The organism is Cellulomonas sp. JZ18 (assembly GCF_009720485.1).
Lineage (GTDB): Bacteria > Actinomycetota > Actinomycetes > Actinomycetales > Cellulomonadaceae > Cellulomonas.
In genome coordinates this window covers 2,756,746-2,782,925 of record NZ_CP045245.1, presented here as the reverse complement: position 1 = coordinate 2,782,925, position 26,180 = coordinate 2,756,746, and the positions used below count along the sequence as shown (strand labels likewise).

General features: G+C 74.6%; 30 protein-coding genes. 12 read left to right on the top strand and 18 right to left on the bottom strand.

All coding sequences use genetic code 11. The annotated features are described in order from the left end of the window. Positions 1 to 38 precede the first annotated feature (38 nt). Positions 39 to 1,121, top strand: a complete 1,083-nt coding sequence (locus GC089_RS12695; protein WP_155377972.1) for a lipoate--protein ligase family protein — start codon at positions 39 to 41, stop codon at positions 1,119 to 1,121. Positions 1,122 to 1,166: 45 nt separating this feature from the next. Here GC089_RS12695 and GC089_RS12690 read toward each other — a convergent pair whose 3' ends face one another. The 3 genes from GC089_RS12690 to GC089_RS12680 form a co-directional block, all read right to left on the bottom strand. Beyond that, complete coding sequence (locus tag GC089_RS12690) at positions 1,167 to 1,496, bottom strand: DUF202 domain-containing protein (protein WP_155377971.1); 330 nt, start codon at positions 1,494 to 1,496, stop codon at positions 1,167 to 1,169. Further along, positions 1,493 to 1,882: a YidH family protein gene (locus GC089_RS12685; RefSeq protein ID WP_155377970.1), complete on the bottom strand. Its 390-nt coding sequence runs from the start codon at positions 1,880 to 1,882 to the stop codon at positions 1,493 to 1,495. The genes GC089_RS12690 and GC089_RS12685 overlap by 4 nt, the downstream gene beginning before the upstream one ends. Before the next feature lie 246 nt (positions 1,883 to 2,128). After that, positions 2,129 to 2,920: a YggS family pyridoxal phosphate-dependent enzyme gene (locus GC089_RS12680; protein ID WP_155377969.1), complete on the bottom strand. Its 792-nt coding sequence runs from the start codon at positions 2,918 to 2,920 to the stop codon at positions 2,129 to 2,131. A 36-nt stretch (positions 2,921 to 2,956) separates the two neighbouring features. On the opposite strand from GC089_RS12680, the gene GC089_RS12675 reads away from it, so the two are divergent. Together GC089_RS12675 and GC089_RS12670 are read left to right on the top strand one after the other, a co-directional pair. Continuing rightward, entirely contained in the window at positions 2,957 to 3,511 is a 555-nt protein-coding gene (locus tag GC089_RS12675) for a YqgE/AlgH family protein (protein WP_230684786.1), read from the top strand. 60 nt (positions 3,512 to 3,571) lie between these two features. Further along, positions 3,572 to 3,970, top strand: a complete 399-nt coding sequence (locus tag GC089_RS12670) for a YccF domain-containing protein (protein WP_155377968.1) — start codon at positions 3,572 to 3,574, stop codon at positions 3,968 to 3,970. A gap of 9 nt (positions 3,971 to 3,979) precedes the next feature. On the opposite strand, the gene ybaK is transcribed toward GC089_RS12670, so the two are convergent. The 4 genes from ybaK to GC089_RS12650 form a co-directional block, all read right to left on the bottom strand. Then, positions 3,980 to 4,480 carry a Cys-tRNA(Pro) deacylase gene (ybaK, locus tag GC089_RS12665; RefSeq protein ID WP_155377967.1) on the bottom strand — a complete coding sequence of 167 codons (501 nt, stop codon included), beginning with the start codon at positions 4,478 to 4,480 and terminating at the stop codon, positions 3,980 to 3,982. An 83-nt stretch (positions 4,481 to 4,563) separates the two neighbouring features. Then, positions 4,564 to 5,166: a VIT1/CCC1 transporter family protein gene (locus tag GC089_RS12660; RefSeq protein WP_155377966.1), complete on the bottom strand. Its 603-nt coding sequence runs from the start codon at positions 5,164 to 5,166 to the stop codon at positions 4,564 to 4,566. Between the two features lie 126 nt (positions 5,167 to 5,292). Continuing rightward, positions 5,293 to 7,887: an RNA helicase gene (locus GC089_RS12655; protein WP_155377965.1), complete on the bottom strand. Its 2,595-nt coding sequence runs from the start codon at positions 7,885 to 7,887 to the stop codon at positions 5,293 to 5,295. A gap of 52 nt (positions 7,888 to 7,939) precedes the next feature. Further along, complete coding sequence (locus GC089_RS12650; RefSeq protein WP_155377964.1) at positions 7,940 to 8,752, bottom strand: aminoglycoside 3'-phosphotransferase; 813 nt, start codon at positions 8,750 to 8,752, stop codon at positions 7,940 to 7,942. 80 nt (positions 8,753 to 8,832) lie between these two features. On the opposite strand from GC089_RS12650, the gene GC089_RS12645 reads away from it, so the two are divergent. The 3 genes from GC089_RS12645 to GC089_RS12635 all read left to right on the top strand — a co-directional run bounded on the left by GC089_RS12645 (position 8,833) and on the right by GC089_RS12635 (position 11,790). Continuing rightward, on the top strand, positions 8,833 to 10,533 hold the full coding sequence (locus GC089_RS12645) for an AMP-binding protein (protein WP_155377963.1): 1,701 nt from the start codon (positions 8,833 to 8,835) through the stop codon (positions 10,531 to 10,533). 76 nt (positions 10,534 to 10,609) lie between these two features. After that, positions 10,610 to 11,041 carry a ribonuclease HI gene (rnhA, locus tag GC089_RS12640; protein WP_155379211.1) on the top strand — a complete coding sequence of 144 codons (432 nt, stop codon included), beginning with the start codon at positions 10,610 to 10,612 and terminating at the stop codon, positions 11,039 to 11,041. Then, positions 11,038 to 11,790 (top strand): alpha/beta hydrolase, encoded by a 753-nt coding sequence (locus GC089_RS12635; protein ID WP_155377962.1) that lies wholly within the window; start codon positions 11,038 to 11,040, stop codon positions 11,788 to 11,790. The genes rnhA and GC089_RS12635 overlap by 4 nt, the downstream gene beginning before the upstream one ends. Positions 11,791 to 11,803: 13 nt before the next feature. Here GC089_RS12635 and GC089_RS12630 read toward each other — a convergent pair whose 3' ends face one another. After that, positions 11,804 to 12,712, bottom strand: coding sequence for a 3-methyladenine DNA glycosylase (locus GC089_RS12630; protein WP_155377961.1), 909 nt, complete (start codon positions 12,710 to 12,712; stop codon positions 11,804 to 11,806). Between the two features lie 90 nt (positions 12,713 to 12,802). Here GC089_RS12630 and GC089_RS12625 point away from each other — a divergent pair, with 90 nt between their 5' ends. Continuing rightward, positions 12,803 to 13,450: a pyridoxal 5'-phosphate synthase gene (locus GC089_RS12625; protein ID WP_230684785.1), complete on the top strand. Its 648-nt coding sequence runs from the start codon at positions 12,803 to 12,805 to the stop codon at positions 13,448 to 13,450. Here GC089_RS12625 and GC089_RS12620 read toward each other — a convergent pair. After that, positions 13,399 to 14,547 carry a heparan-alpha-glucosaminide N-acetyltransferase domain-containing protein gene (locus tag GC089_RS12620; protein ID WP_196250702.1) on the bottom strand — a complete coding sequence of 383 codons (1,149 nt, stop codon included), beginning with the start codon at positions 14,545 to 14,547 and terminating at the stop codon, positions 13,399 to 13,401. The two genes, GC089_RS12625 and GC089_RS12620, sit on opposite strands and share 52 nt — an antisense overlap. A 151-nt stretch (positions 14,548 to 14,698) precedes the next feature. Here GC089_RS12620 and GC089_RS12615 point away from each other — a divergent pair, with 151 nt between their 5' ends. Next, positions 14,699 to 15,514 carry a methyltransferase domain-containing protein gene (locus tag GC089_RS12615; protein ID WP_155377959.1) on the top strand — a complete coding sequence of 272 codons (816 nt, stop codon included), beginning with the start codon at positions 14,699 to 14,701 and terminating at the stop codon, positions 15,512 to 15,514. Between the two features lie 10 nt (positions 15,515 to 15,524). Here the strand turns inward: GC089_RS12615 and GC089_RS12610 are convergent, their stop codons facing one another. The 7 genes from GC089_RS12610 to GC089_RS12580 form a co-directional block, all read right to left on the bottom strand. Then, positions 15,525 to 16,595, bottom strand: a complete 1,071-nt coding sequence (locus tag GC089_RS12610) for a GNAT family N-acetyltransferase (RefSeq protein ID WP_155377958.1) — start codon at positions 16,593 to 16,595, stop codon at positions 15,525 to 15,527. A 136-nt stretch (positions 16,596 to 16,731) separates the two neighbouring features. After that, positions 16,732 to 17,025, bottom strand: a complete 294-nt coding sequence (locus GC089_RS12605) for a hypothetical protein (protein ID WP_155377957.1) — start codon at positions 17,023 to 17,025, stop codon at positions 16,732 to 16,734. A 130-nt stretch (positions 17,026 to 17,155) separates the two neighbouring features. Further along, a complete protein-coding gene (locus GC089_RS12600; RefSeq protein WP_196250701.1) occupies positions 17,156 to 17,599 on the bottom strand; it encodes an SUKH-3 domain-containing protein in 444 nt (147 codons plus the stop codon). Then, on the bottom strand, positions 17,596 to 18,297 hold the full coding sequence (locus GC089_RS20140) for a GNAT family N-acetyltransferase (RefSeq protein WP_155377955.1): 702 nt from the start codon (positions 18,295 to 18,297) through the stop codon (positions 17,596 to 17,598). The genes GC089_RS12600 and GC089_RS20140 overlap by 4 nt, the downstream gene beginning before the upstream one ends. 39 nt (positions 18,298 to 18,336) lie before the next feature. Continuing rightward, entirely contained in the window at positions 18,337 to 18,792 is a 456-nt protein-coding gene (locus GC089_RS12590) for an SUKH-3 domain-containing protein (protein WP_155377954.1), read from the bottom strand. A gap of 75 nt (positions 18,793 to 18,867) precedes the next feature. Next, entirely contained in the window at positions 18,868 to 19,308 is a 441-nt protein-coding gene (locus GC089_RS12585; protein ID WP_255449065.1) for an SUKH-3 domain-containing protein, read from the bottom strand. Between the two features lie 208 nt (positions 19,309 to 19,516). Beyond that, positions 19,517 to 19,948: an SUKH-3 domain-containing protein gene (locus GC089_RS12580; protein ID WP_155377952.1), complete on the bottom strand. Its 432-nt coding sequence runs from the start codon at positions 19,946 to 19,948 to the stop codon at positions 19,517 to 19,519. Between the two features lie 216 nt (positions 19,949 to 20,164). On the opposite strand from GC089_RS12580, the gene GC089_RS12575 reads away from it, so the two are divergent. From GC089_RS12575 to GC089_RS12560, 4 genes are all read left to right on the top strand, one after another. Next, complete coding sequence (locus GC089_RS12575) at positions 20,165 to 20,947, top strand: fumarylacetoacetate hydrolase family protein (RefSeq protein ID WP_155377951.1); 783 nt, start codon at positions 20,165 to 20,167, stop codon at positions 20,945 to 20,947. A gap of 94 nt (positions 20,948 to 21,041) precedes the next feature. Further along, positions 21,042 to 22,499, top strand: a complete 1,458-nt coding sequence (locus GC089_RS12570; protein ID WP_155377950.1) for a sodium:alanine symporter family protein — start codon at positions 21,042 to 21,044, stop codon at positions 22,497 to 22,499. 34 nt (positions 22,500 to 22,533) lie between these two features. Further along, a complete protein-coding gene (gltX, locus tag GC089_RS12565; RefSeq protein WP_155377949.1) occupies positions 22,534 to 24,033 on the top strand; it encodes a glutamate--tRNA ligase in 1,500 nt (499 codons plus the stop codon). After that, positions 24,030 to 24,779: an HAD family hydrolase gene (locus tag GC089_RS12560; protein WP_155377948.1), complete on the top strand. Its 750-nt coding sequence runs from the start codon at positions 24,030 to 24,032 to the stop codon at positions 24,777 to 24,779. Before gltX ends, GC089_RS12560 begins: the two co-directional genes overlap by 4 nt. 28 nt (positions 24,780 to 24,807) lie before the next feature. Here GC089_RS12560 and GC089_RS12555 read toward each other — a convergent pair whose 3' ends face one another. Both GC089_RS12555 and hisN read right to left on the bottom strand, forming a co-directional pair. Further along, on the bottom strand, positions 24,808 to 25,305 hold the full coding sequence (locus GC089_RS12555) for a hypothetical protein (protein ID WP_155377947.1): 498 nt from the start codon (positions 25,303 to 25,305) through the stop codon (positions 24,808 to 24,810). After that, positions 25,302 to 26,111 carry a histidinol-phosphatase gene (hisN, locus tag GC089_RS12550; RefSeq protein WP_155379209.1) on the bottom strand — a complete coding sequence of 270 codons (810 nt, stop codon included), beginning with the start codon at positions 26,109 to 26,111 and terminating at the stop codon, positions 25,302 to 25,304. The genes GC089_RS12555 and hisN overlap by 4 nt, the downstream gene beginning before the upstream one ends. Between the last annotated feature and the right edge of the window lie 69 nt (positions 26,112 to 26,180).

Sequence of the window (26,180 nt, the reverse complement as noted above, 5' to 3'; positions counted from 1 at the left end):
CGGGCAGGTGCCCGTCGCGGGCCACCTAGGGTGGACCCGTGCACGGTGAGTACAAGGTGCCGGACGGCAAGCTCGTGGTGGTCGACCTCGACGTGCGGGAGGGCCGGCTGCGCGACGTGCGGCTGTCCGGCGACTTCTTCCTCGAGCCCGACGAGGCGCTCGAGGTCCTGGGCGCCGCGCTCGAGGGCGTCCCGCGCGACGCCCCGGTCGGCTCGCTGGTGCAGGTGCTCGACGAGGCGCTCACGCTCGCGCAGGACCAGGGCCGCCTCGCCGGACCGGTCGCGATGGTCGGCTTCGACACGCGCGCGGTGGCGGTCGCCGTGCGCCGCGCCCTGGGGCTGTCGACGGCGTGGGGGGACCACGAGTTCACCGTCCTCGACCCCGGCGTCATGCCGCCCGCCATGCACACGGCGCTCGACCAGGTGCTCACCGAGGAGCTCGCGGCCGGCCGGCGCGGCCCCACCCTGCGGTTCTGGGAGTGGGAGGAGCCCGCGGTCATCATCGGCTCGTTCCAGTCGCTCGCCAACGAGGTGGACCAGGAGGCCGCCGCCCGCCACGGGATCACGGTGGTGCGCCGCGTCAGCGGCGGCGGCGCGATGTTCATGGAGGCCGGCAACTGCATCACGTTCTCGCTGGTGGTGCCGCCGTCGCTCGTCGACGGGATGTCCTTCGAGGACTCGTACACGTTCCTCAACCAGTGGGTCCTGGGCGCGCTCGCGGACGTCGGCGTGCAGGCCACGACCACCGGGCTGAACGACATCTCCTCACCGGCCGGCAAGCTCGCCGGCTCCGCGCAGAAGCGGTTGGCGAGCGGCGGCGGCGCGGTGCTGCACCACGTGACGATGTCCTACGACATCGACGCCGACACGATGCTCGAGGTGCTGCGCATCGGCCGGGAGAAGCTGTCCGACAAGGGCACGCGCTCGGCGAACAAGCGGGTCGACCCCGTGCGCTCGCAGACCCGCATGGCGCGCGAGGACGTCATCGAGGCGTTCCTCGCGCACTTCCGCGGCCGGTACCGCACGGTCGACGGCGCGCTGCGGCCGCAGGAGGTCGAGCGCGCGCGCGAGCTCGTGGCGACGAAGTTCACGGACCCCGCGTGGACGGCGCGCGTGCCCTGAGCGGAGGGCGTGCTCCCGACGGGGGCGCGGCCCGTCGGCCGGACGTCACCGGGGCCAGGTCAGCACCACCGCGCACGCGGCCACGCCGACCACGACGAGCCCGGCCGCGCACGTCGTGACGAGGCGGCCACCGGGTGCCCGGGTCACGCCGTCCTCGTCGTGACGTGCGGCGCTGCGGCGCTCGTGCGACGCCACCACGAGGAGCACGGCCAGCACGGTGCCGCCGACCGCGACGGACCAGCCGGCCGGGCCCCACGTCTCGCCCAGCAGGCGGCCCGCCGCGAGCGAGCCGGCGAGCAGGGCGGTCGCCGTGCGCCGCCACGCGAGCGCCGTCCGCTCGCCGGCGAGCGTGTCGGCCGCCGGGCGTCCGCTCACGCCCGGACCAGCCCCACGAGGACCAGCACGCCCGCGGCGACGAGACCGACCACGAGCAGCCCGAACGCCGACGGGGCCGGCAACGGCTCGGAGCGCCGCATCGCACGCTCCGCACGTGCCCAGCCCACCCACGCCAGGACCGGGGCGAGAACGCCGAGCGCCACGAGCACGACCGCCGCCGCCATGCGCAGGCCCGGCTCCACGGGCGGGTCGAGGGCCTCGAGCGCGACCCCGGCGGCGAGCAGCGCGAGCGCGGTCCGCGCCCAGGCGAGGAACGTCCGCTCGTTCGCGAGGGAGAAGCGCGCGTCCGGCTCGGACCCGGTGGCGTAGACGCGGGCGGGGAACCGACGGCGCGTGCGGGGCGCGGGGGCGTCCATGGCGCCCATCCTCCCAGCGCCGCGCGGTGGACGTATCAGGACGCCCCCTGCGCGCTCCTGCGACGTGCCGGTGCCGCCGGTGCGGACGACGACGCAGGGGGACGCCGTCCGCACCGGCGGCACGGACCACGACGGGCACGGGTGCGGGAGGACGCGGGTGGCGGAGGACGAGCGGGCACGGCGCCGCCTGGACGTGCTGGCCCGGCGCGCGCTGCTCACGGAGCCCGACGTGCGCCGGCGGGCGGCGGCGCGCGCCTACCGGGCGGGGGCGCTGCCCGTGCCGGTCGCCGCGGGCCGCGCGCCGAACACCGCCGTGCCGATCCGCACGACCGTGGCGCCCTCGGCGACGGCGGCCTCGAGGTCGCGGCTCATCCCCATCGAGAGACCGTGCGCCTCCGCGGTGCCCGGCGCTCCCGACGCCACCACGTCGTCCCGCACGCGTCGCAGGAGCGCGTAGCCGGACCGGACGACCGCCTCGTCCGGGGTGTTCGCGCCGACGGTCATGAAGCCGGCCAGACGGAGCCCGGGCAGCGCGGCGACCTGCAGGGCGAGGTCGTGCGCCGCCCCCGGCGCCACGCCGTGCTTGGTCGGCTCACCGGAGACGTTGACCTGGACCCACACGTCCAGCGGGACGGTCCGCTCGCGCACGCGCTCGCTGAGGCGGCGCGCCAGCGTCACGTCCGCGACGGACTCGACCGCGTGCGCCCAGCGCAGGACCGCGGCGACCTTGTTCGACTGCAGCGGCCCGATGAGGTGCCAGGTCGGCGCCAGGTCCGCCAGGACGGGCGCCTTCGCCACGAGCTCCTGCACCCGGTTCTCGCCGAGCAGGACCGGGGCGGTGCCGGAGCCGGCCGCCCGCGCGTCGGCGTCCGCGAGGAGCGCCGCGCGCACCGTGGCCGCGTCCATCGTCTTGCCGGCGAGCAGGACGCGCACGGCACCCGGCTGCCGTCCGGCCGCGCCCTCCGCCCGGGCCACGCGTGCGCGCAGCTCCGCCAGGCGCGCGGCGACGTGCCGTGCGCGGTCCTCGGGGTCGTCCGGCCGCTCCACGGGTCCCGACGGTACCGCCGGGCCATGATGGGCCGCATGGACGGCTCGACCGGACGACTCCTCGTGGCCACGCCGGGCCTGCGCGACCCCAGCTTCCGGCGCAGCGTCGTGCTCGTGCTCGAGCACACGGGAGGCGGGGCGCTCGGCGTCGTCCTCGACCGTCCGCTGGACGTCGACGTCGCGGCCGTCCTGCCGGCCTGGCGCCCGCACGTGACGGCGCCCGGCGTGCTGTTCGGCGGTGGTCCGGTCGGGCGGGACGCCGCCCTGGGCCTCGCGGGCCTGCCGGGTGCGGTCGACCTGCCGCCGGGCGTCCGTCCGCTCACGCCGGGGCTCGGGCTCGTCGACCTCGACGCGCCGCCGGAGGTCGTGGCGCGCGGCGTGCGGGGGCTGCGCGTGTTCGTCGGGTACGCGGGCTGGGCGGCGGGCCAGCTGGACGAGGAGGTCGCGGCGAAGGGCTGGATCGTCGTGGACGCGCTGCCCGACGACCCGTTCGCGGTCGACCCCGCGGGCCTGTGGCGGCGCGTGCTGCGCCGTCAGCCGGACGAGAACGCGCTGCTGTGGACCGCGCCGGACGACCCGGCGCTGAACTGAGGGTCGGCTCCGGGGCGTCCCGGATGTCGCCGTCGCCGCAGACCGTGCGACCGTGGTGGGGTGACCACCCTGCTCAACGTCATCTGGCTCGTGCTCGCCGGCGCCTGGCTCGCCCTGGGGTACGTGGCGGCGGGCGTCCTGTGCTGCCTGCTGATCGTCACGATCCCGTTCGGGATCGCCTCGTTCCGCATCGCGAGCTACGTGCTGTGGCCGTTCGGCCGCACGGTCGTGGACAAGCCCACCGCCGGGGCGTGGTCGACCATCGGCAACGTGATCTGGGTCGTCGTCGCCGGCATCTGGCTCGCGATCGGGCACGTGGCGACCGCGATCCCGCTGTTCCTGTCGATCGTCGGCATCCCGCTGGGCATCGCGAACCTCAAGCTGATCCCCGTCTCGCTCGTGCCGCTCGGCAAGGACATCGTCCCCACCGACCGGCCGTTCGCGGCGTACGGGCGCTGAGGGCGGCGCTCAGCCGGCCGCGACCGCCGCGACGACCGCCCCGGTGAGGCGCACGAGGTCGTCGGGCGCGAGCTCGACGTCCAGGCCGCGGCGGCCGCCGGAGACGAGCACGGTGTCGAACAGCCACACGGTCTCGTCGACCACGGTGCGCAGCCGCGTGCGCTGGCCGAGCGGCGAGATGCCGCCGACGACGTAGCCGGTCGCGCGCTCCGCGGCGTGCGGCTCGGCCATGACCGCGCGCTTGGCGCCGACGGCCTGTGCCAGGGCCTTGAGGTCGAGGCGCCCCGTGACGGGAACGACGGCGACCGTGAGCGTGCCCTCGACGTCCGCGACGAGGGTCTTGAAGACCTGCTCGGGGTCGACGCCCAGGGCCTGCGCGGCCTCCAGGCCGTAGCCGAGGTCGGAGGCCGGGTCGTGGACGTACGTGTGCGCCGTGTGCGGCACGCCGGCAGCGGCGAGGGCCACGAGGGCCGGTGTGCCGGACGTCGACCGCGTGCCGCTGCGCGCCATGGCGACAGGGTAGGGCCCGAGACGTGCCTGGTCGGTGCCCGCGGTCCCTGGTCGAGTGCCGCTGGACCCCTGGTCGGGTGCCGCTAGACCGCGACCCCGACGAGCGCGCCGATGCCGAACGTCACGGCCATCGCCACGGACCCCCCGACGACGTTGCGCAGCACGACGCGGCCCGTGGCGGCACCGGTGAACCGCGCGGACGACCACCCGAGCGCGACGAGCGCGGCGACGACCGCGGCGACGGTCACGGGGACGCGGGCGGCGACCGACCACGGCGCCAGCACGACGAGCAGCGGCACGAGCCCGCCGAGGGTGAAGGCGACGAACGACGCGAGCGCGGCGTGCCACGGGTTCGTGAACGCCTCCTCGTCGTCGGCCCCGCCGATGGGACGCCCCTCGGCGGCGGCGACGCGCTCGGCGTCCCGCTGGCTGCTCACGGACACGTACTCGCCGGCCGCCATCGAGAGGGCACCCGCGACGAGGGCCGCGCCGCCGGCGAGGGCGATGGTCCGCGTGGAGGTCGAGGCACCCGCGACGCCGACCACGGTGGCCGCGATCGAGACGATGCCGTCGTTCGCGCCGAGCACACCGGCGCGCAGCCAGTTGAGGCCCCGCGCGGAGTGCGTGGGGCGGGGTCCGCCGGGGCTCTGCACGAGACCCGTGAGGTGTCCGCCGAGCGTGGTCATGTCCCCACGCTAGGCCGGTCCGCGATGCCTGTCATCGCAGGAAAGGCTGCCCTGACCTGCGCATATGCAGGACAGCCTCACCTCACCGGAGGGGCCCGGGTGCGGCCGCGGCCGCCGGGGCGCGGGTCAGAGCGGCCCCACCTCGAGCACCCGGAGACGCACCTCGCCGGCCTCGTCGGACGCGGCGAGGTCGACGAGCGCGTCGATGCGCCAGTCGTGGTCCCCGGCCGGGTCGTCGAGGACCTGGCGCACGTGCCACGTCCCGGCGGCCGGGCCCCGGCCCTGCGACGGCGTGACCTGGAACAGCGCCGGCCCACGCGCCGCGGGCCCGGTGAGGACCTCGTCGTGCAGGTCCCAGTACGGGTCGATCGCGTCGGCCCACCGGTCGGCGTCCCACGGGCGGCCGTCGCCGTCGACGTCGCCCAGCGCGGCCAGCGCGCCCCACGCCTCGCGGGCGACGAGCTCGACGCGGCGGAACAGCGCACCGCGCACGAGCGCCCGGAAGACGCGCGGGTCCGCGGTGACGGGCGGAGGTGTGTCGTCGTCCTCGTCGGCCGCCGCGGCGGGGTCGTCCGTCGGGTTCGCCAGGCGCTCCCACTCGTCCAGCAGGCTGGAGTCGGTGCGGCGCACGAGGTCGCCGAGCCAGGCGACGAGCTCCTCGAGCTCCTCGGTGCGGCGGTCCTCGGGCACCGTGCGGCGCAGCGCGCGGTAGGCGTCGGCGAGGTAGCGCAGCAGGACGCCCTCGGTGCGGTCGAGGTTGTACAGCGAGACGTACTCCGCGAACGTGGCGGCCCGCTCGTGCATGTCCCGCACGACCGACTTCGGCGACAGGGCGAGGTCGGCGACCCACGGGTTGGTGCGCCGGTACGTCGCGAACGCGTGCTCGAGCAGCTCGGCCAGCGGGCGCGGGTACGTGACGTCCTCGAGCAGGGCCATGCGCTCGTCGTAGTCGAGGCCCTCGGCCTTCATGGCGGCGACCGCCTCGCCGCGGGCCTTGTTCTCCTGCGCCGCGAGCACCTGGCGCGGGTCGTCGAGCGTCGCCTCGATGACGGAGACGACGTCGTGCGCGTACCCGGGGTCCTCGGGGTCGAGCAGGTCGAGCGCGGCGTAGGCGAAGGGGGAGAGTGCCTGGTCGAGGGCGAACGTCGGCGGCAGGTCGGCCACCAGCGCCACGGTGCGGCGGCGCCCGCGCGGGGCGTCCGGGTCGTCCACCCAGGGGCGCTCGACGACACCGCCCGCGCGCAGCGAGCGGTAGACGTCGACCGCGCGGCGCACGTGGCGGGCGCGCGCGCCCTCGGGCTCGTGGTTGTCGGTGAGCAGGTGCGTCATGACCGCGATCGGGTCGGCCCGCCCGTCGCGTCCGCGCTGCAGCACGTGCAGCACCATCGCGTGCGACACGTGGAAGCTGGACGTCAGCGGCTCGGGCGGGGCGTCCCGCAGGCGCTCGAACGTCTTGTCGGTCCAGTTGACGTGGCCGGCCGGCGCCTGCTTGCGGACGATCTTCTTCTGCTTCTTCGGGTCGTCGCCCGCCTTGAGCAGCGCCTTGCGGTTCTCGATCACGTGCTCGGGCGCCATGACGACGACCTCGCCGACCGTGTCGAAGCCCGCCCGGCCGGCGCGGCCGGCGATCTGGTGGAACTCGCGCGCCGTGAGGTGCCGCATGCGCTGCCCGTCGTACTTGACGAGGGACGTCAGCACGACCGTGCGGATGGGCACGTTGATGCCCACTCCGAGCGTGTCGGTGCCGCACACGACCGGCAGCAGGCCCTTCTGCGTGAGCCGCTCGACGACCCGCCGGTACTTGGGCAGCATCCCCGCGTGGTGCACGCCGACGCCGTGCCGCAGCAGGCGCGAGAGCGTCTTCCCGAACCCGGGTCCGAACCGGAACGCGCCGAGCTCGGCGGCGATCGCGTCGCGCTGCGCGCGGCTCGCGAGCGTCGAGGACAGCAGCGCCTGCGCGCGCTCGACCGCCTCCTTCTGCGTGAAGTGCACGACGTACACGGGTGCGCGGTGCGTCTGCACCAGCTCGTCGAGCAGCTCGTGCAGCGGCTCGACGACGTACGAGAACGTCAGCGGGACGGGCCGCTCCGCGTTCGCGACGACCGCGACCTCACGGCCCGTGCGGCGCCGCAGGTCCTCCTCGAAGAACGTGACGTCGCCGAGGGTGGCGGACATGAGCAGGAACTGCGTGCGCGTCAGCTCCAGGAGCGGCACCTGCCACGCCCAGCCGCGCTGCGGGTCGGCGTAGTAGTGGAACTCGTCCATGACCACGAGGCCGACGTCCGCGTCGGGGCCGTCGCGCAGCGCGAGGTTCGCCAGGATCTCGGCCGTGCAGCAGACGATGGGGGCCTGGGCGTTGACGGCCGTGTCGCCCGTCATCATCCCGACGTTCTCGGAGCCGAAGACCTCGACGAGCGCGAAGAACTTCTCGCTCACGAGGGCCTTGATCGGCGCGGTGTAGAACGACCGGCGGCCCTGCGCGAGCGCGACCGCGTGCGCCGCGACGCCCGCGAGCGACTTCCCGGACCCGGTCGGCGTCGACAGGATGACGTGGGAGTCGGAGACGAGCTCGAGCAGCGCCTCCTCCTGGTGCGGGTACAGCCGCAGCCCCTGGTCGGCGGCCCAGGTCGTGAACGCCTCGTACAGCGCGTCGGGGTCGTGGGCGTCGGCGCCCCGGGGCAGGCGGGCGGTGAGCGGGCCGGTGCCCGTCGTCGCGGTCATGCCGGGGTCCCCGCGGGATCGTGAGCGTGGCGTGCGATCGCGTGGGGAGAGGTCACGAGGCGTCCCAGAGGAGTCGGTAGTAGGCGATGCGGTCGGGGTCGGGCTCGATCCCGTAGCCGTCGTAGACGTGCCGGTCGTACCCGAGCCCGTGGTTCCAGTCGATGCTCCACGCGGCGACCGCGAGGTCCGCCCAGCGGTCGGCGACGCCGAGCCGGCCCAGGTCGACGTGACCGGCCACCGTGCCGTCGTCGGCGAGGAGCGTGTTGGGCGCGCAGGCGTCGCCGTGGCAGACCACGAGCCGGTCGGGCTCCGGCGGGTCGGTGAGGCGGTAGCGGGCCTCCGCGGCGCTCATGCCGCGGTGCTCGGGCGACCAGGCCGCGGGGGTGTCGCCGGCGTCGAGGTGCTGCAGCGCACGGGTGAGGCGGTCGTGCGCCGACCAGGCGAACGGGCACTCGCCGACCGGCAGCGCGTCGTGCAGCGCCCGCAGCCCGCGGCCGATCGCGGTCGCCGCCTGCTCGGGCCGCGCGAGCCACAGGGGGTCGACCGCGCTGCGGCCGTCGATCGCGGCGGTGACGAGCCACGCGCCCTCGTCGTCCGCGCCCTGGTCGAGCACGCGGGGGACGGTGGTGAACGGCGCCGCCCACGCGAGGCGGGCGGCCTCGGCGGCCAGGTCGATCTCGGGGGTGCCCGCCGCGACCCACTTGACGTAGCGGTCACCGCCGAGCCGGAACGTCAGCCCGCCGAGCTCGTTGACCCACACGGGCGTGAGCGGTGCGCTCCCGGCGAGCCGGGCGACGGCGGCCGGGACGTCGACGGGGCCCGCCGGCACCTGGGCGGCGGGGACGTACGTCGCGGGGTCGGGCACCGGACGATCCTCCCACGCCCGGCCGCGGCGGCCGGGCGCCCGACGAGAAACCTACGGTCCCGTAAGTTACCGTGACCCTCGTGAGCAGCAGCACCCCGGACGCACCCCTCCCCGCCGCCTGGCCGGCCGGCGTCCCGCGGGACGTCGACGTCCCGGACGAGGCCCTCACCGCCACGCTCGAGCGCACCGCACGCGAGCACCCCGACCGTCTCGCCGTCGACTTCCTCGGCAGGACCACGACGTGGTCGCAGGTCGCCGACCAGGTCGCGCGCGGCGCCGGCGTGCTGCGCGACCTCGGCGTCGGCCCCGGCGACCGGGTCGCGCTCGTGCTGCCCAACTGCACGACGCACCTCGTCGCGTTCTGGTCGGTGCTGCGCCTCGGCGCGGTGGTCGTCGAGCACAACCCCACCTACTCGGCCGACGAGCTCGCCCACCAGCTCGCCGACAGCGGCGCCACGGTCGCGGTCGTCTGGGAGCAGGCGGTCCCGCGCGTGCTGGAGGCGCAGGACCGGACCCAGGTCCGGCACGTCGTCGCGGTCGACCTCAGCGCCGACCTGCCGCCGCTCGCGCGGTTCGCGCTGCGGCTGCCCGTCCCGACCGCGCGCCGCACCCGCGCCGCCATGCGCGGTCCGGTGCCCGCCGGGGTGCCGCACTGGCACCGCCTCGTCGCGGCGGCCCGTCCGCTCGACGCGTCCGTCCCCGGCCCCGCGGCGGCCGACGTCGCGCTCCTGCAGTACACGGGCGGGACCACGGGCACGCCCAAGGGGGCCGTCCTGACCCACCGCAACCTGCTCGCGAACGCGATCCAGGGGCAGGCGTGGACGCAGGCCGACCCGGGCACGGAGGTCGTCTACGCGGTCCTGCCGTTCTTCCACGCGTTCGGCCTGACGCTGTGCCTGACGTACGCGACGCGCATCGCGGCGACGCTCGTCGTGCTGCCGAGCTTCGACCCGGCACGCGTCCTGGCCGCGCAGAAGCGCCGCCCGGGCACGTTCCTGCCGGCCGTCCCGCCCATGCTCGACCGGCTCGCCGCGGCCGCGGAGGAGAGCGGTGCGGACCTGACGTCCTTCCGCTACGCGATCAGCGGCGCGATGGCCCTGCCGCGCGCGACGGCCGAGCGCTGGGAGCGCGTCACCGGGGGCCTCGTGATCGAGGGCTACGGCATGACGGAGACGTCGCCGGTCGCGCTCGGCAACCCCATGACGGCCGACCGCCGCCCCGGCGCGCTCGGCCTGCCGTTCCCGTCCACCCACGTGCGGGTCGTCGACCAGGAGGACCCCACCCGCGAGGTGGCGCCCGGCGAGCGCGGCGAGCTGCTGGTCCGCGGTCCGCAGGTCTTCGCCGGGTACTGGAACCGGCCGGAGGAGACCGCCGAGCAGCTGCTGCCCGGCGGGTGGCTGCGCACCGGGGACGTCGTGCAGGTCGAGGAGGACGGCTTCGTCGTCCTCGTCGACCGCATGAAGGAGATGATCATCAGCGGCGGGTTCAAGGTGTACCCGTCGCAGGTCGAGGACCACCTGCGCGGCATGCCGGGCGTGCGCGACGTCGCGGTCGTCGGTGTGCCGGCCGGCGACCTGGGGGAGAGCGTCGTCGCGGCCGTCGTGCTCGACGAGGGGGCCACCGGCGTCGACCTCGCCGCCGTCCGCGCCTGGTGCGAGACCCGCCTCGCCCGGTACGCGCTGCCGCGGCGGGTCGTCGTGCTGCCCGACCTGCCGCGCTCCCAGGTCGGCAAGGTGCTGCGCCGGGTCGTGCGCGAGACCGTGCTCGCGACGCCGGCGTGAGCGGCCGCGCGCACCCCGTACGGTGTCCGGCGTGAGCGACGACCTGCTGCCCGGTGACGACCTGCCCCGCGTCGAGATGTGGACCGACGGCGCCTGCAAGGGCAACCCCGGCGTCGGCGGCTGGGGTGCGTGGATGCGCTCCGGCACGCACGAGCGCGAGCTGTTCGGCGGGGAGAAGGTCACGACGAACAACCGCATGGAGCTGACCGCCGTCATCGAGGGCCTGCGCGCGCTCAAGGGCCCGTCGGTCGTCCGCCTGCACGTCGACTCGACGTACGTCATGAACGGCCTGACGAAGTGGATGCACGGCTGGAAGCGCAACGGCTGGCTCACCGGGGACAAGAAGCCCGTGAAGAACAAGGATCTGTGGCAGGCGCTCGACGCCGAGGTCGCGCGGCACCACGTCACGTGGGTCTGGGTGAAGGGGCACGCCGGGGACCCCGGCAACGAGCGCGCCGACGCGCTCGCGAACCAGGGCGTCGCGGCCGTCCGCGCCGGGACGCTGTGAGCGACGCCGACCTCCCAGCGGCGCTCGAGGGACGCGTCACGGTCGTGCCCGCCGACGCGGCCGGCCCCCGCCCGCTCGTCCTGGTGCTGCCGGGCGGCGGGTACCGCCGGACCGCCGACCACGAGGCGGAGCCCGTCGCGCAGTGGCTCGCGGGCCTCGGCCTGCACGCGGTCGTGCTGCGCTACCCGGTCGCGCCCGAGGGAGCCACCGCGCCGCTGCACCCCGCGCCGCTCGACGCCGCGGCGGCCGCGGTGCGCTGGGTGCGCGCCGGCGGCACGGGTCTCGACGTCGACCCCGCGCGCGTCGCCGTGCTCGGCTTCTCCGCCGGCGGGCACCTGGCCGCGACCCTGTCGACGGTCGACGACGACGCCGCCCGCCCGGACGCGACCGTGCTCTGCTACCCGGTCGTCTCGTTCGGCGCGGACGCGCACGAGGGGTCCGTCAAGGCCCTGCTCGGGCCGGGCGCCGGGGAGGACGAGCGGGCCGTCCTGTCCGCCGAGCTCCGCGTCACGTCCGCGACGCCGCCGGCGTTCGTGTGGCACACCGCCGACGACGCCACCGTGCCCGTCTCGAACGCCGTGCGGTACGCGCAGGCGCTGTGGGGCGCCGGCGTGCCCGCCGAGCTGCACGTGTACCCGTCCGGGCGCCACGGCCTCGGGCTCGCGGACGAGGAGCCGCACGTCGCGGCCTGGACGCACGCGTGCGCGGCGTGGTTCGCCCACCTGGGCTGGCGCCGGGCGCAGGCCTGAGACCCGCGGCCGCTCAGGCCGCGACGAGCGCGGCGCAGATTTCCAGCAGCCGGGCCCGCAGGGCGTTCGCCCGGACCGCGAACCCCCGCTGCCGGCGCACGTAGTCCGCCTTGCCGTCCGCGGTCTCGATCGCGATGGGCTCCAGGCCGTACGGGCGGACGTCGTACGGGGACGCCCGCATGTCCACCAGCCGGATGTCGTGCGCGAGGTCGAACGCGTCGAGCAGCAGGTCGCCGGGGACCGCAGGACCCAGCTTCAGGCACCACTTGTAGACGTCCATGTTGGCGTGCAGGCAGCCCGGCTGCTCCATCGCCACCTGCGTCGCCCGCGTCGGCTGCAGCGTGTTGCGCGGCACGGCCGCCGGCGTGAAGAACCGGAACGCGTCGACGTGCGTGCAGCGGATGCGGTGCCGCTCGACGACCGCGTCGGTGCCGTCGCGGCCCAGGCGCAGGGGGAGCGGGTGCCGGTGCTCGTCGTCGCGCTCGCGGTAGACCATCGCCCACTCGTGCAGCCCGAAGCAGCCCGTCGCCGCCGGGCGGGCGGCGGTCGCACCGACGAGGCCCGCGACGAACCGCACCGCGTCGCCGCGGTCCGCGAGGAACGCCGGCACGTCGAGGGTCACCGTGCCGTCGTCACCGGTGCGGTACCAGCGCCAGGCGCCCTGCGGGGCCGGCCCGTCGGCGTCCGCGGCGAGGGCGACGCCGGTGCCCGGGTGCCAACGCCGCAGCTGCGCGGGTCGGGTCGGGTAGTACTCGTAGAGGAAGTCCTCGATCGCGTGCCGCTCGTGCCGGGAGCGGCGCTCGCGGTGCCCGGCGGTCATGGCGTCCGCACGGTCCGCGTGGGCCGCCGCCGCCGCGCGCCACGCGTCCGGGGGCAGCACGACGACGTCCGCGGGTGCGGTCGCCGGGGTCGTCGTGCTCACCGCACCAGGGTAGGTCGCGTGTGCGGGCGCCCGGCCGGGCCGTGCCGTCCGGGGATGGCGCGCGGCCGGTGCGCGCGGGAGGGTGGGCGCGTGCGCGAGCTGCTGCGGTCCCTGCCCGCCCTGTCCGGCACCGTCCTGCCGTTCGACCCGGGCACCGCGCCCGACGACCCCCTCGCGCTGTTCGAGGACTGGTTCCGGGCCGCGCTCGACGCGGGCGTCCCCGAGCCGCACGCGGTGACCCTCGCGACCGCCGCGCCCGACGGCCGGCCCGCCGCGCGCGTGCTCGTGCTCAAGGACGTCGGACCCGACGGCTTCGCGTTCGCGACCGACGCCCGCAGCGGCAAGGCCGGCGACCTGGCGGCGAACCCGCAGGCTGCGCTGACGTTTTGGTGGCAGCCGGTCGTCCGGCAGGTGCGCGTCACGGGTGCCGCCCGCTACCTGGGGGAGGAGGCGTCCGCGGCCGACTACCTCGCGCGGTCGCCGTCGTCGCGTGCCGCCGCGCTCGCGGTGCGTCCGGGGGAGCCGCTCGGCTCGGTGGACGAGCTGCGGGGCGCGATGGCGGCGGCGCGCGCCCGCGTCGACGCCGAACCCGGCCTCGTGCTGCCCGCATGGCAGGCGTGGCTGGTGGTGCCCGACGCCGTCGAGTTCTGGCAGGGCAGCCCCGACCGCGCCCACGTGCGCCTGGTCTACCGGCGCTCGGGCGACGGCTCCTGGACGCGGTCGCTCGTCTGGCCCTGACGCTGCGCCGGCTCGTCCGCGGGGCCGGGCAGGGCGTCCGTCCGCGGCGCGGCGGTGCCGTCGTCGTCGGCCCGCGGCAGGAGCCGGTCGGGAGCGACGTCCGCGGCGCGTGTCGACACCGCGTGCAGGACCCACTCCAGCGGGCCCCGCGCGACCGCGGCGTGCCACGCCCAGCACAGGGCCACGACCACGACCGTGAACCACAGCCAGGTGGCGGTGGTCGGCGCCCACACGACGTCGGTGCCCAGCGCCGCGATGACCAGGAGGTGGCCGGTGTAGGCGGTGAGCGCGAGCGCGCCGGTGGCGCTCACCGGTGCCAGCGCCCGCGGCCACCGCGCGCCGACCGCGAGGCACGCCGCGAGGACGAGCAGCGCCACCCCGGTGTTGCCGGCCACCTCGAACAGCGACGACGAGTGCGGCTCCGACGTGGTGAGGTCGCTCGTGCGGCCGAGCGCCGCGGTGAGCGCCGCGCTGCCGCCGTGCCCGGCGACGACCAGCGCGGCGCCGAGGCCCGCCAGCCACGCGTGCACGCGGCCGGAGCGCAGGTCGCTGCGACCGACGGCCAGCCCCGTCAGGACGTACGACATCCAGACGACCGCGGGGTAGTAGTGCCCGAGGAGCACGGTCAGCGGGTCGACAGGCCGTTCGGACACGATCGCGGCGTCGTCGCCGAGCGGGAGCAGGAGCGGGCCCAGCAGCGCGACCGCGGCGGACGCCGCGACGAGCACCGGGCGCGGCCACCGCAGGGCGAGCGTCCCGGCGGCGAACATGCCGCCGTAGACGACGAGGATGACGACGACCGGCGTGCCGAGCTGCACGAGCGCCGCGCCGAGGACGACGAGCAGCGCGGCCCGCACGAGGATCCGCAGCCGGGCCTGCACGAGCCGCGTCCCGGTCACGGGGTGGTCGCCGCCCGACAGCAGCGCCAGCCCGACGCCGGCGAGCACGACGAACAGCGCCGAGGGGCGTCCGTCGGCGAGCTGGGCGAAGCCGCCCGGCGGGACCGTCCGCCACGTGTCGTCCGGCCCGACGTGGGCGGCGACCATGCCGAGCACGGCCAGCCCCCGGGCGGTGTCCACCCCCACGATGCGTCGCACCCTGGGCAGCCTAGGCGCGGTCGGCAAGGGCGGCCGGGGCAGTCGGACCCCGGGCGTGGGCGGCGCCGCTGGGAGCCACCTCACCGCCCAGCATGCGGACGATCACGTACCGGGTGATGAACTGGACGCCTGTGCGGATCTACAGTGCCGTGTGACCTCGCGATCCGACGTCTACACCCACGGCCACCACGAGAGCGTGCTGCGCTCGCACCGCTGGCGCACCGCCGAGAACTCCGCGGCGTACCTGCTGCCGCACCTCGCCCCCGGGCAGTCCCTGCTCGACGTGGGCTGCGGCCCCGGCACCGTGACCATCGACCTGGCGGGACGCGTCGCCCCGGGCGAGGTCGTCGGCGTCGACACGTCCTCGGCCGTGATCGAAGCGGCAGGGAAGGCCGCGGCGGACGCCGGGACGCCGAACGTCCGGTTCCACGTGGGCGACGCCTACGCGCTCGACTTCCCCGACGACACGTTCGACGTCGTGCACGCCCACCAGGTGCTCCAGCACCTGTCCGACCCGGTCGCCGCGCTGCGCGAGATGCGCCGCGTGGCCAAGCCGGGCGGTGTGGTCGCGGTGCGGGACGCCGACTACGACGGCATGGCCTGGTACCCGCCGTCCGAGGGGCTCGACGACTGGCTGACGCTCTACCACGAGGTCACCCAGGCGAACCGCGCCGACGCCGACGCCGGCCGCAAGTTGCTCTCCTGGGTGCGCGAGGCCGGGTTCGACCCCGCCGGCATCGCGCCCAGCGCCAGCGCGTGGTGCTACGCCGGCCCCACCGACCGGGTCTGGTGGTCCGACCTGTGGGCCGACCGCTGCGTGCGCTCGAACTTCGCCGCCCAGGCCATCGAGCACGGGCTCGCCGACGAGGTGGGGCTCGAGCAGCTCGCCGACGCGTGGCACGCGTGGGGCACGCAGGAGGACGCCTGGTTCTCGATCCTGCACGGCGAGGTCGTCGCCCGCGCCTGACGTTGCGGCCCTACGCGTCGGCCACCCGGACGTCGCGGTGCCACGACTGGGTGGTCACGGCCGTGCGGAACCCGAGCGCCTCGTAGAGCCGGTCCGCGCCCGTGGGTGAGTCCGCGTCGACCTCGAGGGAGACGTGCCCGCGGCCGCGCCGTGCCGCGTCGGCCACCGCCGCGTCCAGCAGCGCGCGGGCCGCACCACGGCCGCGGGCACTGCGCAGCACGCCGAGGTAGGCGACGTACGTGCCGTCGGGCGCGCCGTCGTGCCCGGGTGAGACCGTGGCGACGAGCGCGCCGACGGGCCGCGACGGCCGGTCGGCGTCGACGGACTCGGCGAGCCACCAGTGGTCCCAGCGGTGGCCGGGGTCCGCGCGCAGGCGTGACACCAGGTCGTCGAACGGCTCAGGGTGGTAGTTGAAGTGGTCGGTGAACGACTCCTCGAGCACCACGTGCACCGCCATCAGGTCGGCGCCGTCGGGCATGCCGTCCTCGCCCCGGCGGACGCGGCGCACACGGACCCGGGCGGGCGGGGGAGCGTCGGCACCGGCGCTGGCATCGGCGTCCCGCGGGCTGGTCGGGCGCACCATCTGCAGCCACGACCGCGCGTGCCGGTAGCCCGCCGCGGCGAGCCACCGCTGCTGCCGCTCGTCCGCCTGGAAGGCGCCGCTGTCGGCCTGCGTCACCTCCAGGCCGCGCGCCCTGGCGATCGCGCGCGCGGCGTCCTCCACCCAGGCGAACCCGGCAGCGGCCACCGTGTCCGCGGTCGCGTCGTCGAGGTCCGGGTCGACGAGCACCTGGGCGACGACCCGGCCGACGGCCCGGTCGTACGCCGACGCCCACGCCCGGACCCGGCCGTGCTCGTCGACCGCGAGGACGTGCCGGCGCGCGTCCGTCCTGGGGACGAGGAGGGCGTCGACGGCCGACCGGTGGGTCGAGGCCGAGCCCGTCACGGCCACCTCGTGCGACGTCAGGAGCGCGTGCAGGGCGGGTGCGTCCTCCGCATCCGGCCGGCGCGCCGACCAGCCGGGCGGCAGGTCGGCGAGCGTCGGACCGTCGGGTGGGGCGGGGCGGGAGGTGTCGGTCATCGCCCTTCATCGTGACCCGGGCGAGACCGGACGGCCCGCCGAACGACCCGCGCTGACGCCGCGCCCGTGGGCATCGCGAGCTCCGGCGACGGGAAGGCACCACGGCCGCCGGGTTCCTGGTCCGGGCAGCCGCGTTCTACGCCTGCCACGGCACCCGCATCCAGCGCGTCGTCAGCGACAACCCGGAGGTCCGGAAGCAGTAGTTCACCACCTCCTGCACCCCCTCGCGGACGACGTGCGTCTCCACCTTGATCAGACCGCGCACGCACTCCCCGGTCGCGGACGGCTCGAACAGGATGTGCCCGTCGCCGGTGTGGACCTGCAGTCCGTGCTCCGCCAGGAGGACGTCCGCGCCCGGGTACGCGAAGTCCTCCACCAGCGACGTCTGCACCTCGTCGTCGGCGACGGCGCCCCCGGCGCCCGTCGCCACGGCGACACCGACCGCTGCGACAGCCAGTCCGATCCCGCCCCACACGTGCTTCAGGCGACTCTCCTCTTGCTCATGGGTCTGGGTCGGCCAGGTCGATGCAGATCAGGCTCGCGATGCCCGAGTTGTCGCTCTAGTCGGGGAGCCGACGATCGAACATGTGCATGGTCGCCGGATCGATGAGAATCCACTGGACGGCCTGCTCGATGTTCTTGCCCATGTATCCGTAGTCGAGGTCCAGAGCCGCCCAGAACTCTCCGGCCGCGTCGATCATGATGATCATGTCCGAGTGAACGCCGACGGGTGTGACCGGTCGGCCGATAGCGTCGCCATACTCATTGCAGAATTCGGCATCGGTCAGGTGCTCGACCGAGTCGAGATCGAAGGTGATCGACTTGCTGCCGTCTTCCGAGGTGATCACGAGCCCGAAGAACTGGGTGAGAAAGTCTCGAAGCGGCGGGACCGCGGTGTAACCGGAGGCGCGGAGCCGCTGGACGACGGGGTCGGCATCGATCTCGCGGTCGTGCCGCCAACCAGCCCGTTCGAGAAGGTCGAGCGCGTTCAGTGCCATGGTCATCTCACCCATCTCTGGCAGTTGTTGCACGGGGCCGCGATCATCCCGCCCCGCGTGAAGACCGTGATCATCTCCAGTCGGTCGAGGATCGCACGTTGCTCCACGATGTCGGTCACTCCGTCGAGCTGCCTGGTGCAAGCGGCGACCTCGCCGCAGTTCTCCACCACCCAGATGTGCAGCGACTCGCTGGGAAGGCGCTCGCGCAGGCCCGGCGGCGGGTCGAGGCGCTCGCCCGAGAAGCCTGTGGTGACTCTGCCCGTCACCGGGTCGACCGCTGCCGTCGTCTTGTGCGGAAGCTGGCGATTGGCGAATACTCTCGCGTCTCGCATCGCGAGCGCGTCGCGCGCCGTGCGGAACCCGAGCGCCTCGTAGAGCCGGTCCGCGCCGGTGGGCGAGTCCGCGTCGACCTCGAGGGAGACGTGCCCGCGGCCGCGTCGTGCCGCATCGGCCACCGCCGCGTCCAGCAGCGCCCGGGCCGCACCGGTGCCCGTCGCCGGTGTGGACCTGCAGGCTGTGCTCCACCAGGAGGGCGTCCGCGCCCGGGTACGCGAAGTCCTCGACGAGCGACGTCTGCACCTCGTCGTGGGCGACGGCGGCGCACCGCCTCCCAGCGCCACGACGACGCCGATCGCTACGGCAACCAGGCCGACGCAAATCACCACGCGCTTCAGCTCGTTCTGTTGTCTCGGTGCGTCGTCCACGGTGCCGTGCGGCTCGGTTCTGTGCAGGGACGCATGTCTCTAGTCGGGAAGGGAGCGGTCGAGCTTGTGCGAACCTGGCTGATCGATGAGGAGCCACTCTATGGCCTGGAGGATGTCACTCCCCTTGTAGCCGTAGAGATCGTCGTAGGCTCCCCAGAATCCTCCGGACTCGTCGAGAAGAAGTGCCAGGTGTGGGTCTTGGCGCGCCACGGGGGTAACGGTCTGATCGATCTCTTCGCTGTACTGCGTGCACCAGTCGGAATCGGTCAGAACGAGAGCTCGGTCGATGTCGAACTCAAGGGCCCGCTTGCCGTCTTCTGATCTGATCACGAGACCGGAGAACTGTGCCATGAGGTCTCGGAACGGTGGGACGACGTCGTGGCCATGGTCGCGAAGGCGACTCATGAGGTGGTCGACCGGCACCCGGCGGTCAGGGCTCCAGCCGGCGCGCCTCAGCAGTTCAAGAGCACTCAGTGCCATCAGGACCTCCAGCACTTCTCACAGTTTCCGCACGGTATTGCGGGAAGACCGTTGCGTGTATGAACGGTGGCACTTTGCAACGATGTGGTTTCAGTCGGGCAGGCGGCGGTCGAGCTCGTGCGTACCCGGCGGGTCGATGAGAAGCCGTTCGACGACCTGCACGATGTCCCTTCCCATGTAGCCGAAGAGATCGTCATATGCTCCCCAGAATTCTCCGGACTCGTCGATCAGGAGTGCCATGTGTGAATCGTGGCGCGCTACGGGGGTGACAAGCCGGCCGATTTCCTCGCCGTACGCCTCGCACCAGCCGGGACCAGTGATGACAAGCACGTGGTCCATCTCGAAGTCGAGGGTCCGATCAGTGTCGTCGGAACCGACTATGAGGCCGGAGAACTGGGCCATGAAGTCGCGGTACGGCGGCACGACATCGTGGTCGTCGTCGCGAAGTCGAGCGATGAGGTCGTCGACCGCCACTCGACGGGCGGGAGTCCATCCTGCACGTGACAACAGCTCGAGAGCGCCATGCGACATGATCAGTAACTCCACCACTCTCGGCAGTTGGGGCAGGGGATTGCGGGAGAGCCGTTGCGGGTCCCGGGCGAGACCGCGCGGCCCGCCGAACGACGCACGCTGACGCCGGGCACGTGCACATCGCGAGGTTCGGTGACGAAGAGGGCACCCGACGGCCCGTTCGCCCACCGCAGCTCGCGGGACCTCCAGCGCGTCGCAGACTGTCGCTCTAGTCCGGGAGCCGGCGATCGAACAGGCGCGGCGGGTCGATGAGGATCGATCGGACGGCCTGCTCGATGTCGTCGCCCTTGTACCCGTAGTCGAGGTCGAACGATCCCCAGAACCCTCCGTGCGCGTCGATCATGACCACCATGTGCGAGTGGGTGCCGACAGGGGTGAGGGGGCGGCCGATCTCGGCGGCGTACTCCCTGCAGAACTCGGCATCCGTCTGGTGCTGGACCGACTCGAGGTCGAAGGTGATCGCCTTCGTGCCGTCCTCCGAACGGACGACGAGCCCGTAGAACTCCTTCAGGAACTGCTCGAGCGACGGAAAGACGGGGTAACCGAGGCCGAGGAGCCGGTCGACCACGGGGGCGACGTCGATCTCCCGGTCGGGGCTCCAGCCGGCCCGTCGAAGAAGAGCTCGCGCGCTCGATGCCATCGCTACGTCACCCACTTCTCGCAGTCGGCGTGCGGAACGCAGACCATGCCGTCCCGCGTATGCGCCGTGATGATCTCCCGGCGGTCGAGGATGGCACGTTCTCGGCGACGTCGGTCGGGCCCGTCGCACGGCCACCGGGCCCGCCCCGCGAACTGCCCGGTCGGCGCGCGCTGTGCGTGGACGGCCCGCCGAACGACCCGCCCTTACGCTGGGCCCGTGCGCATCGCGAGGTTCACCACCGGCTCCGACCCCCGCTACGCCCTCGTCGAGGGTGAGCCCGGCCGCGAGGAGCTCGTCGTCATCACGGGCGACCCGATCTACACGCCCGTGCAGCCGACGGGCGAGCGGGTGCGGCTCGACGACGACGGCGTGCGCCTGCTCGCCCCCGTGATCCCGCGGTCCAAGATCGTCGGCGTCGGCCGCAACTACGCGGACCACGCGCAGGAGCTCGGCAACGAGGTGCCCAGCGCGCCCCTGCTGTTCCTCAAGCCCAACACGTCCGTCATCGGCCCGGACGACCCGATCGTCCTGCCGGACTGGACCGAGCGCGTCGACCACGAGGCCGAGCTCGCCGTCGTCATCGGCAAGGTGACGAAGGACGTCACGCCCGAGCGGGCGCTCGACCACGTCTTCGGGTTCACGGTTGCGAACGACGTGACCGCGCGGGACGTGCAGAAGTCGGACGCGCAGTGGACGCGCGGCAAGGGCTTCGACACCTCCTGCCCGCTCGGGCCGTGGGTCGTGCCCGGGCTCGACGTCGACGACCTGCGCGTGCAGGCGCGCGTCAACGGCGAGACCCGGCAGGACGGGCGCACGTCGCAGATGATCTTCGACACCGCGTACCTCGTGTCCTACGCGTCGGAGGTGTTCACGCTGCTGCCCGGCGACGTCATCCTCACCGGCACGCCGGCCGGCGTCGGGCCGGTCGACCACCGCGACGTCGTCGAGGTCGAGGTCGAGGACATCGGCGTCCTGCGCAACCCGGTCGTGCGCCGCTGACCCCGCGGGGGCTCCCGCCGGGGTCAGCCCCTGACCCTGCGCGGTCCTCGCCCTGCTCCTACGCTCGCGTGATCGGGCGGACCGGGGGTGGGGCATGCAGGCGGTCATCGACTGGCTGACGGACGCGCTGTACTCGTACTGGCTGGTCTACCTGCTGGTCGGCGTGGGGCTGTGGTTCACGGTCCGCACGGGGTTCGTGCAGGTGCGGCTCTTCCCCGCCATGCTGCGGCAGGTGCTGTCCTCGCGGTCGGACGCGCAGGGCGGCATCTCGTCGTTCCAGGCGTTCGCGGTGGGTCTGGCCTCGCGCGTCGGCACCGGCAACATCGCCGGCGTCGCGGTCGCGCTCACGCTGGGTGGCCCGGGCGCGATCTTCTGGATGTGGGTCGTCGCGCTCGTCGGCATGGCCACGGCCTTCGTCGAGGCGACGCTCGCCCAGGTCTTCAAGGTGCGCGCCGACGACGGCTCCTACCGGGGCGGGCCGGCGTACTACATCGAGCGGGGGCTGGGCTCACGCCGGTGGGGGGTCGTGTTCGCGCTGCTGCTCGTGTTCACGTTCGGCTTCGCGTTCAACATGGTGCAGGCCAACACGATCGCGGTGACGTTCGAGGCGAGCCACGGCGTGCCCGTGGCGTGGACGGCCGTCGTGCTCGTCGTCCTCGCGGCGCCCGTGCTGTTCGGCGGGGTGCGGCGCGTGGCGCGGGTCGCGGAGGTCGCGCTGCCGCTGATGGCCGGCGCGTACCTGCTGCTCGCGCTCGTCGTCGTGCTGCTCAACCTCGGGGCCGTGCCCGACGCGTTCGGGCAGATCCTGCGCGGCGCGTTCGGCCTCGACAGCGCGCTCGCGGGCACGGCCGGCGGCATCCTGGCCGCTGTCCTCAACGGCACGAAGCGAGGCCTGTTCTCGAACGAGGCCGGCATGGGCTCGGCGCCGAACGCCGCCGCGACGGCGACCGTGTCGCACCCGGCCAAGCAGGGCCTGATCCAGTCGCTGGGCGTGTTCGTCGACACGATCCTCGTGTGCTCGGCGACGGCGCTGCTCGTGCTGCTCGCCGGCCCCGAGGTCTACGTGCCCGGGGCTACCGGCGGGGCCGAGGGGGCCGCGCTGACGTCGGCGGCCGTCGCGCACGAGCTCGGCGGCTGGACGACCTGGCTCATGAGCGTCGTGGTGTTCACGTTCGCCTTCTCGTCGGTGCTGGGCAACTACTCCTACGCCGAGGTCAACCTGACGTTCCTCGGCATCCGGGGACGCGCCCTGACGGCGTTGCGCACGCTCGTGCTCGCCGCGGTGGGGCTCGGCTCCCTGCTGGCGCTGACGACGGTCTGGTCGCTCGCCGACATCGCGATGGCGCTCATGGCGACCGTGAACCTCGTCGCCATCCTGCTGCTGTCCCGGTGGGCCCTGGGCACGCTCGCCGACTACCGCGCGGCACGGGCCGCGGGCGCCGACGCGCGCTTCGTCGGGCACGGCAACGCGCTGCTCCCGGGCGACGTGCCCGGGGACGTCTGGGCGCCGGGCGTGCGGGACGGGGCGCTGCCCGCGCGCTCGCTAGGCTGAGGACGACCCCGCCCGTCCCACCCCGAGGTGACCCGTGCCCAGCAGTGCCGTCCGCGTCCGCTTCTGCCCCTCGCCGACCGGCACCCCGCACGTCGGGCTCATCCGCACCGCGCTGTTCAACTGGGCGTACGCGCGGCACGTCGGCGGCACGTTCGTCTTCCGCATCGAGGACACCGACCCGGCGCGCGACTCGCAGGAGAGCTACGAGCAGCTGCTCGACGCGCTGCGCTGGCTCGGCCTCGACTGGGACGAGGGCGTCGAGGTCGGCGGGCCGTACGAGCCGTACCGGCAGTCGCAGCGCTACGACCTGTACCGCGAGGTGACGCAGAAGCTGGTCGACGGCGGGTACGCGTACGAGTCGTTCTCGACGCCGGAGGAGATCGAGGCCCGTCACCGCGCCGCGGGCCGCGACCCGAAGCTCGGCTACGACGGCTACGACCGCGACCTGACCGAGGAGCAGAAGGCGGCGTACCGCGCCGAGGGGCGCGAGCCGGTGCTGCGCCTGCGGATGCCGGACGAGGACGTCACCTTCACGGACCTCGTGCGCGGCGAGGTGACGTTCAAGGCCGGCTCCGTGCCGGACTTCGTCATCGTCCGCGCGAACGGCCACCCGCTGTACACGCTGGTGAACCCGGTGGACGACGCGCTCATGGGCATCACGCACGTGCTGCGCGGCGAGGACCTGCTCTCCTCGACCCCGCGCCAGGTCGTGCTGTACCGCGCGCTGGTCGAGCTGGGCGTCGCGCAGGTGGTGCCGCAGTTCGGGCACCTGCCGTACGTCATGGGGGAGGGCAACAAGAAGCTGTCGAAGCGCGACCCCGAGTCGAACCTCTTCCTGCACCGCGCGAACGGCTTCACGCCCGAGGGCCTGCTCAACTACCTCGCGCTGCTCGGCTGGTCCATCGCGCCCGACCGCGACGTGTTCTCCGTCGAGGAGATGGTCGCCGCGTTCGACGTCGCCGACGTCAACCCGAACCCGGCCCGGTTCGACCAGAAGAAGGCCGAGGCCATCAACGCCGCGCACGTGCGCCTGCTCGCGCCGGAGGACTTCCGCGCGCGCCTCGTGCCGTACCTGCACGCCGCGGGCCTGGTCCCCGCGGCCACGTACGCGGAGCTGTCCGACGAGCACCGCGCCCTGCTGGACGCGGGCGCGCCCCTCGTGCAGGAGCGCATGACGCTGCTCGGCGAGGTCGTCGGCATGCTCGGCTTCCTCTTCGTCGCCGACGACGCCCTCGAGGTGGCGGACGACGCGCGTGCGGCGCTGCGGCCCGAGGCGGCGGACGTGCTCGACGCGTCGGCCCGCGTGCTCGGCGACCTGCCGGCCGACGGGTTCACGACCGAGGCGACGCAGGCGGCGCTGCAGGAGGCGCTCGTCGACGGCCTCGGCATCAAGCCGCGGTTCGCGTACACGCCGCTGCGCGTCGCGCTGACCGGCCGCCGGGTCTCGCCGCCGCTGTTCGAGTCGATGGAGATCCTCGGCAAGGACACGACGCTGGCCCGCGTCGCCCGCCTGCGCGGCACGCTCGACGCGTGAGCGGCGAGCGGCTCGTCGACGGCGTCCTGCTCGACATCGACGACACGCTCGTCGACACGCGCACGGCCTTCCGGACGGCGATCGAGGAGGTGCTGCGCGCGTACGCGGGCGACGTCGACGAGGCGACCGTCGACGCGGCGCTCGCCGCGTGGCGCGCCGACGTGAACGGCCACTACCGCGCCTACACCCGGGGCGAGGTCGACCACCGGACGCAGCGCATGGCCCGCGCCAACGAGCTGCACGCCGCGTTCGGCGGCCCCGTGCTCGACGACGCGGCGTACGAGGAGTGGGACGCCCGGTTCGACGCGGCGTTCCGTGACGGCTGGACGGCCCACGCCGACGCCGTCGCCGGGCTCGCCGCGCTGCTCGACGCGGGCGTCGTGGTCGGTGCGCTGACGAACGCGGCGAGCGGCTACCAGACCGACAAGCTCGTCCGCGCCGGCCTCGACGGGCACCTCGAGGTGCTGGTCGGCGTCGACACCCTCGGCGTCGGCAAGCCCGACCCGCGCGTCTTCGTCGAGGCGTGCCACCGGCTCGGCACGGACCCGGCGCGCACCGCTTACGTGGGCGACGAGCTGGACGTCGACGCCCGCGCCGCGGTGGCCGCCGGCCTCGTCGGCGTGTGGCTCGACCGCCCGGGGCCGCGGCGCGTCGACGTGCCGGAGGCCGATGTGGCGGCGGCGCGCGCCGCGGGCGTGCACGTCATCACCGCACTGTCCGAGCTGCCGGACGTGCTCGGCCTCTGACGCCGCAGCAGCGACGGCCCGAGCCGGCTCACGGGCGCGGTGCCGGTACCACCGCCTCCGCCCGCGAGGGCCCGGGGCAGCGAGGCCCGTGCGGCCGCTCGACGACCTGCGTCTCGAACGCGACGTCGGCCCGGTGCACCACCGCGCCGTCGCGCACCACCTCGACCCGCGCGCTGCTCGGGGAGGACAACCCCTGACCTGTCCACGTCGAGCCCTGCGCGCCGCCCCCGGTGACGTCGGTGCCCGCCGGGAAGCGGACCTGGAGCACGTGCGCGTCGCGGTCCGGCCACGCGTCGTCGAGCCGCACCTCGACGTGCGTGGACCACCCGATGGCCGGGCACGTCGCCGGTCCCACGGGCAGCGCGCCGCGCGGCACCAGCACGAGCGCCGTCGCGGAAGCGGCGAGCACGACGGCCACGACGACGCGCCGGCGGCCGCGCGGCGCCCGACGGTGCAGGGTCGGCGGCGCGGCCGGCGGCTCGTCCGGGTGCCGGCCCTCACTCGTGCCGGGCTGCGCGCCCGTCATGCGTCGGGTGCGTCGGTCCCGCCCGTCGCGAGCGTCGCCAGGACCTCGTCGTGCAGGAGCCCGTTCGTCACGAGCGCGTTCCCGCCGTGCGGGCCGGGGACGCCGTCGACGGACGTGAACCGGCCGCCGGCCTCGGTGACGATCGGCACGAGCGCGGCCATGTCGTGCAGCGCGAGCTCGGGCTCCAGCGCGACGTCCACGGCGCCCTCGGCGACGAGCGTGTAGGACCAGAAGTCGCCGTAGGCCCGGGTGCGCCACACCCGGCGCGTCAGGTCGAGGAACCGGTCGAGCCCGCCGCGCTCCTCCCAGCCGGTCAGGGACGAGTACGACAGGGAGGCGTCCTCCAGCGCGCCGACCGACGACACGCGCAGCCGCGACGCCGACGCGAGCGAGCGCCCGCTCCAGGCACCCGAGCCCGTCGCGGCCCACCAGCGCTTGCCCAGCGCCGGCGCGCTGACGACGCCGACGACCACCTCGTCGCCGTCCATGAGCGCGAGCAGCGTCGCCCACACCGGCACGCCCCGCACGAAGTTCTTCGTCCCGTCGATCGGGTCGACGACCCACCGCCGCGGCCCGTGGCCCGTGTCGCCCATCTCCTCGCCGTGCACGGCGTCGCGCGAGCGCGCCCGGCCGAGCTGCGTGCGGACGAGCTCCTCGGCGGCGCGGTCCGCGTCGGACACCGGCGTGAGGTCCGGCTTCGTCTCGACGCGCAGGTCCTGCGCCTTGAACCGCGCCATGGTCACCGAGTCGACCTGGTCGGCGATCACGTGGGCCAGGCGCAGGTCGTCGTCGTACGCGGTCGCCATGGTGCTCCTTCGTCGGTGGTCGCGCGCCACCGTACCGGTGCGCACGCCGACAGGGGCGCCACCGGCGGG

Coding starts and splice junctions, on each gene's coding strand:
- GC089_RS12585 (WP_255449065.1), bottom strand. CDS start 19,308: ATGTCGCATGGCGCTCTCGAGCTGTTGTCACGTGCAGGATGGACTCCC.
- GC089_RS12655 (WP_155377965.1), bottom strand. CDS start 7,887: ATGACCGCGACGACGGGCACCGGCCCGCTCACCGCCCGCCTGCCCCGG.
- GC089_RS12555 (WP_155377947.1), bottom strand. CDS start 25,305: ATGACGGGCGCGCAGCCCGGCACGAGTGAGGGCCGGCACCCGGACGAG.
- rnhA (WP_155379211.1), top strand. CDS start 10,610: ATGTGGACCGACGGCGCCTGCAAGGGCAACCCCGGCGTCGGCGGCTGG.
- GC089_RS12675 (WP_230684786.1), top strand. CDS start 2,957: ATGGACGGCTCGACCGGACGACTCCTCGTGGCCACGCCGGGCCTGCGC.
- GC089_RS12600 (WP_196250701.1), bottom strand. CDS start 17,599: ATGACCATGGCACTGAACGCGCTCGACCTTCTCGAACGGGCTGGTTGG.
- GC089_RS12580 (WP_155377952.1), bottom strand. CDS start 19,948: ATGGCATCGAGCGCGCGAGCTCTTCTTCGACGGGCCGGCTGGAGCCCC.
- ybaK (WP_155377967.1), bottom strand. CDS start 4,480: ATGGCGCGCAGCGGCACGCGGTCGACGTCCGGCACACCGGCCCTCGTG.
- GC089_RS12660 (WP_155377966.1), bottom strand. CDS start 5,166: ATGACCACGCTCGGCGGACACCTCACGGGTCTCGTGCAGAGCCCCGGC.
- hisN (WP_155379209.1), bottom strand. CDS start 26,111: ATGGCGACCGCGTACGACGACGACCTGCGCCTGGCCCACGTGATCGCC.
- GC089_RS12685 (WP_155377970.1), bottom strand. CDS start 1,882: ATGGGCGCCATGGACGCCCCCGCGCCCCGCACGCGCCGTCGGTTCCCC.
- GC089_RS12570 (WP_155377950.1), top strand. CDS start 21,042: ATGCAGGCGGTCATCGACTGGCTGACGGACGCGCTGTACTCGTACTGG.
- GC089_RS12610 (WP_155377958.1), bottom strand. CDS start 16,595: ATGACCGACACCTCCCGCCCCGCCCCACCCGACGGTCCGACGCTCGCC.